General features: G+C 36.4%; 5 protein-coding genes. 2 read left to right on the top strand and 3 right to left on the bottom strand.

Annotated elements, in window-relative coordinates; genetic code table 11:
• Positions 1-38: 38 nt before the first annotated feature.
• The gene (locus FF52_RS22240; protein ID WP_008469142.1) at positions 39-2,336 is read left to right on the top strand and encodes an aminotransferase class III-fold pyridoxal phosphate-dependent enzyme; all 2,298 of its coding nucleotides are present in this window, start codon (positions 39-41) and stop codon (positions 2,334-2,336) included.
• 231 nt (positions 2,337-2,567) lie between these two features.
• Positions 2,568-5,516, top strand: coding sequence for an FAD-binding and (Fe-S)-binding domain-containing protein (locus FF52_RS22235; protein ID WP_008469141.1), 2,949 nt, complete (start codon positions 2,568-2,570; stop codon positions 5,514-5,516).
• Positions 5,517-6,032: 516 nt separating this feature from the next.
• Here the strand turns inward: FF52_RS22235 and FF52_RS22230 are convergent.
• The 3 genes from FF52_RS22230 to FF52_RS22220 form a co-directional block, all read right to left on the bottom strand.
• Positions 6,033-8,084 carry a hypothetical protein gene (locus FF52_RS22230; protein WP_008469139.1) on the bottom strand — a complete coding sequence of 684 codons (2,052 nt, stop codon included), beginning with the start codon at positions 8,082-8,084 and terminating at the stop codon, positions 6,033-6,035.
• A 13-nt stretch (positions 8,085-8,097) separates the two neighbouring features.
• Positions 8,098-9,534 (bottom strand): hypothetical protein, encoded by a 1,437-nt coding sequence (locus FF52_RS22225; RefSeq protein WP_008469137.1) that lies wholly within the window; start codon positions 9,532-9,534, stop codon positions 8,098-8,100.
• A gap of 89 nt (positions 9,535-9,623) precedes the next feature.
• Positions 9,624-11,324 (bottom strand): RagB/SusD family nutrient uptake outer membrane protein, encoded by a 1,701-nt coding sequence (locus FF52_RS22220; protein ID WP_008469136.1) that lies wholly within the window; start codon positions 11,322-11,324, stop codon positions 9,624-9,626.
• Between the last annotated feature and the right edge of the window lie 5 nt (positions 11,325-11,329).

Below are 11,329 nucleotides of genomic sequence, written 5' to 3'. Positions count from 1 at the left end.
GGCTAAAAAAAAAACAAAAACAATTTAATAGAATAGCAATGATTTTTTCAGAAACAGTTATTCAGGACTTAGTAAAAGAACATTACGGATTAAATGTAGCCGTAAAAGCATTAAATGGATATGACGAATTGAATTTTCTCTTGTCCGATGATAAAAACGAAAAATATATTCTAAAGGTATCAAATGAAAGTCATTCATTTCCATTTTTAAAGGCACAAGCTTCAATTTTGAGGCATCTTGGCAATAGTGCTATTTCAGATTGTTTTCAGCATTTTTGCCTTAATAAAAATGGCGAGGGACTGACTGAGATACTAACAGATTCCCAAACCTATCATATTAGAATTCTCAACTTTCTGGAAGGTACTTTTTGGGTAGACGAGAAGAACAAAAACAGCGAGCTCCATTATAATCTAGGTTCTTTTTTAGGTAATATGGATGCTGTATTAGCTAATTTTTCGCATCCAGCAATGCATCGCAATTATACTTGGGATATTAGCCGTGCAAGTGAAGCAGGAGATAATTTAAAGTATATTGTAAACCATGAAAGAAGACGTATTGCTGGCTACTTTTTATTGCAGTTTGATACAGAAGTATTGCCACAATTACACCGATTAAGGCATGCCTACATTCACAATGATGCCAACGATTATAATGTTTTGGTGAAAGACAATCGCATTAGCGGACTGATTGATTTTGGAGATATGGTTTACACGGCTTTAATCAATAACCTTGCGATTGCCTGTGTGTATGCGATGCTTGATGAAGAAGATCCATTAGCTGTAGCGGCAAAAATTGTTGAAGGATATCATAATTCGTATGCACTTACCGAGCAAGAATTGGATCTTTTGTATTATTTAATTGCAGGAAGACTTTGCATTAGTGTAACTCAATCGGCTTACAATGCATCGTTAGACAGTAACAACGAACACCATTTTGTTACCGAAAAACCAGCTTGGGATTTGTTATATAAATGGATAAAAGTAAATCCAATCAAAGCGCAAGATGCGTTTAGAAAAGGGTGTGGTTTTGATGGATTAATCAATGATAACGATTATTCTGAGCTTCTTGAAATTAGAAAACAGAAAATAGGAAGAAATTTAAGCATTGGTTACAAAGAAAAATTAAAAATTGTAAAAGGAGCTTTGCAATATTTATATGATGACAAAGGAAGAACTTTTGTTGATTGTGTAAATAATCCATCGCATGTTGGACATTGTCACCCAGTTGTGGTTAGAAAAATGCAGCATCAAATAGCGACTTTAAATACAAATACCAGATATTTGAATGACGCCATAACGGATTATGCGCAAAGGTTGACGGCAACTTTACCTGAAAAACTAAGCGTTTGTTATTTTGTCAATTCGGGTAGTGAAGCCAATGATTTGGCTATTCGTATGAGCCGTCATTTCACCAAACAGAAAGATATTATCGTACTCGATCACGCTTATCACGGAACTTCGACAGTGGCAATGGAGATGAGTCCATATAAATTTGACAGCAAAGGCGGTTCTGGTCAAATGCCTTGGATTCATAAAGCAATTAATCCAGATTTGTATCGAGGTCCTTATAAATATGGCGATGCAGAAGCAGGAGAAAAATATGCTGCAGATGTACAGCTAATTATCGAAAATTTAAAGAAAGAAAATAAGGCGCCAGCAGTTTTTATCTGTGAAACTTTATTAGGAGTCGGCGGTCAAATTCCGTTGCCAGAAAACTATTTAAAAACTGTATATGAATATGTTCGTGCGGCAGGAGGAGTTTGCATTGCAGATGAAGTTCAAGTTGGTTTTGGAAGAATTGGAGATCATTTCTGGGGATTCGAATTGCAAAATGTGGTGCCAGATATTGTTGTCTTAGGAAAACCAATAGGAAACGGGCATCCGTTGGCAGCTGTAATTGTAACCGAAGAGATTGCAGAAGCTTTCAACAATGGCTTGGAATACTTTAATACTTTTGGCGGTAATCCTGTTTCTATGGCTACAGGATTGGCTGTTTTAGATGTAATTCAGCAGGAAGAAATGCAGCAGCATGCATTGGAAACTGGTAATTATTTGATGGATGGATTAAAAAAATTAATGCATAAATATCCTATCATTAGTGATGTTCGAGGACACGGATTATTTATTGGAGCAGAAATGGTTAAAGACAGAATTACCATGGAACCCGCTATTCCCGAGATAGATATTGTAGTCGAAAAACTGAAAGCAAAAGGTTATTTGTTAAGTAAAGATGGGCCTCTGCACAATGTTTTAAAAATAAAACCGCCAATGCCGTTTAATAAACAAAATGCTGATGAAATGGTTGAGTTATTAGATATTGCATTAAGCGAATTATAAACGCAATATTGTCATTTCGACCGAAGGGAGAAATCACACGAGGGATTCGACAAAGATAGGTGATTTTGATTGAGGAGTTTCTTGTGTGATTTCTCCCTTCGGTCGAAATGACAAAATCTTCATTGGGTTTCTGAATTGTATTTTCAAAATAATAAAAAGCACCAAACAAAGATTATTACTGACTTTAATCCATTTTCGGATAAAAGGACACCGATATAATAAAATATTAAAATGAATAATAATACCCTCCCAAAGATTTCTGCAAAACTTGAAGGTTTAGAAAAGCAATTAGAAGGAAAATTATTTTACGATCATACCATGCGTCTGCTTTACGCAACAGATGCAAGCGCTTACAAAGAAATGCCTTTGGCTGTAGCGATTCCGAAAACTAAAGAAGATATTCAGAAAATTATTGCTTTTGCTAAAGAAAACAAGAGCAGTATCATTCCTCGTGCGGCTGGAACTTCGCTGGCTGGACAAGTGGTTGGAAACGGAATTGTGGTCGATATTTCGCAAGAATTCACCAAAATTATTTCGGTAAATCAGGAAGAAAAGTCGGCTTGGGTGGAACCTGGAGTAATTCGCGATGAATTGAATCTTCATTTAAAACCGTATAAACTTTTTTTCGGCCCAGAAACTTCTACTAGTAATCGATGCATGATTGGTGGAATGGTGGGAAACAATGCCTGTGGAGCCCGATCCGTTGTGTATGGATCTACTCGCGAACATGTGCTTGAAATACAAGGATTTTTGGCAGATGGAAACGAAGTTGTTTTTGGCTCTTTGACCAATAAAGAATTTGAAGATAAATACAACGGAATTAATGTTGTGAGTCCCTTAGAACAGGCTATTTATGTTCAAGCTAAAGAAATACTATCATCTGAACATAACCGAAATTTATTTGAAGCTAATTTCCCAAAGAAATCAATTCCAAGAAGAAATACAGGATATGCTTTAGATTTATTGGCTGATAGCAGTCCGTTTAATGATACTGATGAAAAGTTTAATTTTTGTAAACTAATTGCAGGATCTGAAGGAACGTTGTTTTTTTCTACAGCCATAAAACTGAATCTGGTTGATGCCTTAAAACCTTATTCAGCTTTGGTTTGTGTTCATTTTGAAAGCATTCATGAATCTTTAAAAGCCAATATTGAAGCATTGAAGTTTAATCCGGATAGTGTAGAATTAATCGATCATTATATTCTGGAATGTACCAAAGAAAATATCGAACAAAGCAAGAATCGTTTTTTTGTGAAAGGCGATCCTCAAGCTATTTTAGCGGTTGAATTTTTAAGAGATTCGCAAGAAGAAATAGACGGCGTTGCCAAAGAGATGGAAGCTTTGATGCGTTCTAAAAATCTCGGATATCATTTCCCCATTGTTTACGGTGAAGATACCAATAAAGTTTGGGCATTAAGAAAAGCAGGATTGGGCTTATTATCTAATATTCCCGGTGATGCCAAAGCTGTTGCAGTAATTGAAGATACAGCAGTTGATGTAAATGATCTGCCAGATTTTATTGAAGATTTTAATGCTATTCTAAAAAAGAGAAATCTCAATTGTGTGCATTACGCACATGCTGCAACAGGTGAATTACATTTGCGACCAATTATAGATTTAAAAACTCATGAAGGAACAGCACTTTTTAGAACTATTGCAACCGATATTGCGCATTTGGTAAAAAAATACAAAGGCTCGCTGAGTGGAGAACATGGAGACGGAAGGCTTCGAGGTGAGTTTATTCCGCTAATGTTGGGAGATGAAATTTATCAATTATTTGTTCAAATAAAAAAGGTTTGGGATCCGTGGGGTGTTTTTAATCCGGGGAAAATCGTGAATACGCCTCCTATGGATACAAGTCTGCGATATACGGCTGGACAGGATACGCCAATGCCTGAAACTTATTTCGATTTTTCGGAACACAACGGAATTCTTCGTGCCGCCGAAATGTGCAATGGATCTGGCGATTGCAGAAAGACAGAAAAGAGCGGAGGCACAATGTGCCCAAGTTATATGGCTACCCGAGACGAAAAACATACTACAAGAGCGCGTGCCAATATGTTGAGAGAAACCATTACTAACTCAGTTAAAGCGAATAGGTTTGATGATGAGAACTTGCTCGAGGTTTTAGATTTATGCTTAAGCTGTAAAGGCTGTAAGTCGGAATGTCCTTCAAACGTAGATATGGCAAAATTGAAAGCTGAAACTTTACAGCAATATCATGATAAAAACGGTGTAAAATTCAGATCTAAACTGATTGGAAATACACCGAAAATAAATCAATTGTTTGCCTCGGTTCCGTGGCTTTATAATTTGTCAACCAAAGGAATTCTCGGATATTGGATGAAAAAAAGTACTGGTTTTGCTGTAGAAAGGCAATTGCCTTTGATGCATAAAACTACTTTTGGAAAATGGATAAAAAGTTATAACCAAATAGGTGATTTTAGAAATGGAAATGTCTATTTGTATAATGATGAATTTCTCAACTATTATGATGTCGAAATAGGGCAGACCGCTGTCAAGCTTTTCAATAGATTAGGATACAAGGTTTTAGTTCCAGAGATTGGTATAAGCGGAAGAACATATCTCTCAAAAGGAATGCTAAAAGAAGCACGTGAAATTGCAGAACAAAATATTATAGATTTTGAAAAAGCGATTCCAAGTGATGGTATTTTGATTGGAATTGAACCTTCGGCTATATTAACTTTTCGTGACGAATATCCTGATTTATGTCGTGGAGATTTGAAGGCAAAAGCGAAAACAGCCGCGAAAAGAACTTTCTTGATAGAAGAATTTCTAGCTCAAGAATTAGAAACTGGACGTATTACATCGGATAGTTTTACAGAACAGACAGAAAGAGTTCGCATGCATGGGCATTGTTTTCAAAAAAGTTTATCTTCCTTAGTGCCACTTAAAAAGATACTTTCTCTTCCTAAGAATTATACAGTCTTGAATATTCCAAGCGGCTGTTGCGGTATGGCAGGTTCTTTTGGTTACGAAAAAGAGCATTATGATATTTCGATGAAAATTGGAGAACTGGTTTTGTTTCCGACAATTAGAAAAGAAGAAACAGCTACTTTAATTTCTGCATCAGGAACGAGCTGTAGACATCAAATTACTGATGGAACGGGGCGAAAAGCATTGCATCCGGTAGAAATATTGTTTAAGGCTTTGAAATAGAGATAGATTTATTATCGTTCTAATATTCTGTAGAGGCGCACTGCAGTGCGTCTCGCGTACGTTTGTCCTCAAAGATTTTCCTGTTGCACATATACTGAGCGTAGACTCACTGCGGTGCGTCTCTACAGATATACTGTATTTATAAAATAATCTGCTAAATCTGCAAGATCTGCGTGAGGCATTTTTATTTATATTTTTCTCTCTCGCAGATTTAGCAGATTTAGCAGATTTTTTTGTTTAAATCTGTATATAAATCTATTGATATAAAAAACAAATCTCCTTGATATATTGGGCGTAGATGCACTGCGGTGCGTCTCTACAGATATACTGTATTATAAAATAATCTGCTAAATCTGCAAGATCTGCGGGAGGCAGTTTTATTTATATTTTTTTTCTCTCGCAGATTTAGCAGATTCTATTGGTTTAAATCTGCGTGAAAAAACTACTCGAATAAAAACAAACCTCCAAGATACATTTCGGAGGTTTGCTTCAAAAACAATAATTCCAAAAAAAAAATTATAACTTAATATTTATGGTATTACCATCTTTAATAACCTTATTGATCGCTAGTTTTTTTCCGTCAGTTATTTTTAACTTTAGATTTTTGCCAGCTCTTTCAACGGTAATATCAAAATCACGTTCAAATGCATGAATATGCTTTAGTTTCATAGTAGACCAAGATTTAGGAAGTCTTGGCGTAAAATCGAAACTGTGCAAACCTGTCGGACGAATACCAAATAATCCTTCTGTAAAAATTCGGCAATACAAACCGCTTTCAGCCGAAAGGTGACGCTGATCGCCTTCTGGATATGCTTCTACAGGATATGGCACGTGATCTCCCAATAAACGTCGGTTAGAATAATAATGCAAGAAATCTAGCGCTTTGTCTGTTTCGCCAGCAGCTAGAACGCCTCTTAAAGCATACAAAGTAGAACGATCCCAGAATATTTTATCTCCGGCAACACTTGCCAAACCATCTTTAGTCCATAATCTAGAAGAAAATAAGGCATCTATAGTTCCGTCTTTTCTATCATAAATTCCCATTGTAAGCGGAGTACAGATCCAAGCTCTTAAAACATCATTTTCTTTGTAATATTTGTACGTTTCAAAACCTTCAACTTTAGCTCCAAAATACTTTTCTATAGCGGTTCTTAATTTTTCAGCTTCGGCTTTATATGCTTTTAGCTGCGTTTCGTTTTTCCCTAAAACCTTGCCTAGATAAACGGCAGAATTTAAAGCATCATAATACAAAGAAGAAGTATTAAGATTGGCTTTTCCTGCAGGAAGACGCCCCTCCAATTCATCAGAATCTGAAGCAACAACGCCATCTGAATTTATTTTTCTGCGACAATATTCTAAGCACCATTCAATTAATGTCCATAATTGTTTTGCTTCATCTGCATTCCCTCTAGAAAGTGCGTAACGAGCAGCTCCGTAAGCAATCATAGCGCCATCTCCGCGATCTCCTGCGCCAGCCCAAATATCTGTTCCTTCTGCCACAATCGAACTCGGAATAGGTTTGTAATCTTTATTCATGAATTTGGCAAACTGAAGATAGGCATTTAATGAAGCCTTGTTTCCATAGTCATATCCTAAATACGGGAAGAATGGACCAATATATTCCGCTTGATCGTTTGCCCAAATGGCAGCATAATACGATTCTCCGCCTGGACCGTGCATTGGACCGCCTTTGGTTTCAAAAATACTTTCAGCCGCTCTGATTTTCGCGAAAGCAAATTCGGTATTCAAAACCTGATCTGGCGTTTCCAAAATCAATTTGCTCCATATTTCGCTAATCAATTCTAAACGTTTGCTTTTTTCTTCTTCAGCGTTTACTGCAGTAACGGTTTCGTTTGCTTTTACGCCTGAATAAACAACAGAAAAGCTAACCGATTCATTTGGTTTCAGATTAAAATTTCCATTATTAATAAGATCTGCATGAATAGTGTAACTGCCTTCAGTTCCTTTTGCTGGATCTGTAGTATAAACTGCATTTGATTTTGGAATTTCTACTATGCAGTTTTTTTCTGAGCTGTTTTTAATGGTGTAAATTTCGTTATAAACCGCCAAAGACGTAGAAGTAAAAAATTGTCTGGTAAGTTCAAGTTTATCTGTTTTGCTTTTGACGAATAAGGTTCCATTAAGAGTCAATGAAACCGTTTTTTCTGCTGCAATCGGTTTGTAATTTACAGTAACAAGATCAAAAGCATCTTGTGCAAACTGACGCGTTAAACTCGCATGCGTATTATTAGGAATGGTTCTCAGCATTGGCCAAACCAAGCTGCGGGTTGCATGAAATGAACCATCTGCCGAAACGCCATATCTCAGAACGCACGAGATTCTTTTACCACTCATTTCGATATGATCATCATGCGGAATGCTATTGTTTATTTGCCAAGAAATAGAACCGTCGGTATTAATTTGCCAACGTTGATCTTCTTGTGAAAATGCTGTATTTGCTATAAAGCATAAAGCAATAAGAACCAATAAAAAGGATTTAAGTTTTTTTCTAGAAGATATCTTCATAGCGTTTGATTTTAAATTGTATCCATTGTATGAGTAGTACATTGGACGAGTTGTTTTAGCGACAGGCCGCCGTTATTTTCTGTCCAGGATTCACACGAATTGTAATAGCAGTGTAGGGATTTCCCTTGTTGTCCTTTTCATGAATTACGGCAGCTTTTTTATTATTTATAAAGATAGAAGTATAATTCCCAGGGAACATTGCTTTCCATTCTATAAATTTTTCGCCTTTGTTGTGTAGTGTTGTAGTGGTTTGTTTTTCGTGTTTTACAGCTAATGTTGTCTGTAACACGGGTAAATTGTCGACCTCAGAAATGCTGTCTTTTTTTCCTCGATGTATTGTTGTTATTGTTTTTTTCGATGCATCTGGCTCTATGCCCATACAGCCATGTATGATGCCTTCAATTACGCCGTATGAAACTTCAGGATATTCTCTTCTTTTGGTTTCAGGATCGGTTAAATGTAAAATGTATTCGTATGCTTTGTCTTCGTAACCATATTTGTATAAAAGGAACGGAAGATAAGAAGCATTTTCTACATTGCTTTTTTCTGAAAGAATGTGTTTAATTGTCTTTTCAGTTCTGTCTGTATCTGCCAAAACATCGAACCATAATAAAAATAGTTCGCCCGCATCTTTGCTAAATTTACCATCAGCGGCATAAATTACATTGTAAGCCGATGCATTTTGATCCCACCAGATTTGTTCGATCTGTTCTTGATATCTAATCGCCTTTTTTTCGAAAAAAGCAGCTTTTTCAAATTGTCCTTTTTCTTTTAAAATAGAAGAATAGGTAAGTAATCCTTTGTAAATGGCTGCAACCAAATCGACCCCCATTTTTAAACCCGGAATGCCTTCGGAATAAGAAGCTAGTCCACGGCATTTATGAAAATCATCTTTGACGTTAAATGAAACAGGAGTGTTTACAAATTCTGGTCTGGTTAATAGCGAATCGGCTTCTAAAATCCAGCGCTCAATATAAGCTGTTGATGATTTTTCGAAGAAATTTTCAAACTCAGGATTTTTGATATAATCTTCATCGCCTGTCCATAAGTACAATCTCCAACAAGCAAATATGACATCAAAATTGCTATTCAGATTATACCAGAATTCTTTATCATTTCTGTAATCTTCAGGAGCTGGTTTCCCGTATTTATTGATTTCCCAATACGAACACCAGTCTTTACTTTCTGAAATATTTTTCGCAAAAAGTGAAAGCATGTTTTTGTTTTCCTTACTCAATCCAAGGATTTCTGCGCCAATGCTTTGATGAGAGACATCGCGCATGCAAAATGCAGATCGGGAAGGCAGAGCCGCTTCATACCATGGTCCAACAGGATCGTTCGAATCTCCTTTATAGCTCAGAGCCATGCTTTTTGCACGTTCAAATGCCAGCTGGAGTGCAGGTTCTGTAGACTTGAAAGTAATTGTTTCCTGACTGAATGAATTCAGAAAGAAACAGCAATTTGCCACACAAACCATAAAATGATTTTTCATAACGCTATTTTCAATTTGGATTGATTTCTAGAGACATTTTAAAAGCAAACCCATCCCTCTAGATGGGTTTGCTTAATCGGTTATAGTTTTTAATTATAACCAGGGTTTTGGGGTAAACCTGTTCTGTTAATTTCATCTCTCGGAATTGGGAGCAAATAATGCTGCGGTTTGAAAATCCTTTCCTGGACTTTAGCGTAGGTATAGGTTTTAGATCCGTCACTATTTTTGGTAATAATTACTCCCATTAAAGGTTTATTTTCAGTTTCTTCGGCTATTTTCCAACGGCGAACGTCATAGTAACGGAATCCTTCAAGACATAATTCCACTTGTCTTTCGTTACGAATTTTATTCTCTAAAGCTGTTCCAGTCAAACCTAGTAACGGATTTGTAATTCCTGCACGCTGTCTGATCAAGTTAAGATATTGAATGGCTGTTCCTTCGTTTCCTAATTTAAATTGCGCTTCGGCATAGTTTAGATAAATTTCTCCTAAACGAGATATAATCCAAGCTTTATTAGTTTGTGTTTCATTATTGTAATTGTACGTTGTATCGCAATATTTACGGAAAGTGTAACGTGTTTTACTTGCGTTCCAAGTATCCCAACCTTGTGGAGAATCTAAACCGCCTTCGTAAAATTCGGCTTTATTTGAACTTCCTGCATCGTAACGATCTTGAAAGAATTCAGGTTTTCCGTAAGCACGTCCGTCATAAACGATGTTTTTGTAAAAACGAGGATCTCTGTTTACATAAGGTTTTTGAGGATCATAACCAGATGTTGGATCTGTAATGTCTTTTCCGTCAGCTGTTCCATAAGCGTCAATATGGCTTTGACTTGGAGCAAAATTGGCCCATCCGTGAAAACCGCTTGGCGAATTAAACATTTCTACGCCATTAAAAGCACTCCATTGAGGATCTTTACTAGATAAACGGCAGAAGATAATTTCTGAATTGTTTGTCGTAAATAGATCTTCGTACTTTTTATCGTAAAGAGAATACATGTTTAAATCCATAACTGCTTTTGCAGCGTCTGACGCTTTTTTCCATTTTGTTAAATCATTAGAAGGATTCCATTGCGGACTTGCTGCATAAAGTAATGTTCTTGATTTTATAGCTAAAGCTGCGCCCTTTGTTACTCTTCCTAAATCTTTAGCAGTTAAAGGAAGCAATTCAGCAGCTTTGTCTAATTCTGTAACAATAAAATCGACACATTGGTCATAAGTGCTGCGATCTACTTTAAAATTACTGTTTAAGTCGAAAGGCGTAGTAACAAGAGGAACTCCTCCGTAATCACTAATTAATTTGAAATATGCATAAGCTCTTAAGAAAAGCACTTCACCTTTTAATCTATTTCTCCAAGCTTCGTCTCCTGGCACGTTATCAATTCGGGACAAAAAGATGTTGCAGTTTTGAATGGTAGCATAAGTAGGTTTCCAAGTGTTGAAATCTCCCGCGTTGTCTGGTGTAAGAGCTCCAGAATTTAAATTCCACACATCATAATCGTTAAAATTATTGAATGCTTCATCACAAGCAGTAGATAAAATCCAGCTGCGGTTGGTTCTGTCGTTCCAGTTGTGCTGCGTACTTGGTAAAACGGTATAGAGATTATTAGCAAAAGCTTCGGTAAGTTTTAAGTCATTCCACACATTTTCATCTGTATAAGAATCCAAAGGCGCTTTATCTAACGGGTCTTCACTACAAGATGTTACAGTGGTAACTGCGATAAAAAGAGCAGCTGCAATAAGAGCCTTCTTTTTTATATTTATTAGTTTATTGATTTTATAATTTTTCATGTCTT

Origin of the sequence: Flavobacterium sp. F52 (assembly GCF_000278705.1) — a bacterium.
Classification (GTDB): domain Bacteria; phylum Bacteroidota; class Bacteroidia; order Flavobacteriales; family Flavobacteriaceae; genus Flavobacterium; species Flavobacterium anhuiense.
This window is presented reverse-complemented; position numbering and strand designations above follow the sequence as displayed.

Bases quoted from the DNA above. Each gene is read 5' to 3' on its own strand.
- FF52_RS22235 (WP_008469141.1), top strand. From the start codon at position 2,568: ATGAATAATAATACCCTCCCAAAGATTTCTGCAAAACTTGAAGGTTTA.
- FF52_RS22240 (WP_008469142.1), top strand. From the start codon at position 39: ATGATTTTTTCAGAAACAGTTATTCAGGACTTAGTAAAAGAACATTAC.
- FF52_RS22225 (WP_008469137.1), bottom strand. From the start codon at position 9,534: ATGAAAAATCATTTTATGGTTTGTGTGGCAAATTGCTGTTTCTTTCTG.
- FF52_RS22220 (WP_008469136.1), bottom strand. From the start codon at position 11,324: ATGAAAAATTATAAAATCAATAAACTAATAAATATAAAAAAGAAGGCT.
- FF52_RS22230 (WP_008469139.1), bottom strand. From the start codon at position 8,084: ATGTACTACTCATACAATGGATACAATTTAAAATCAAACGCTATGAAG.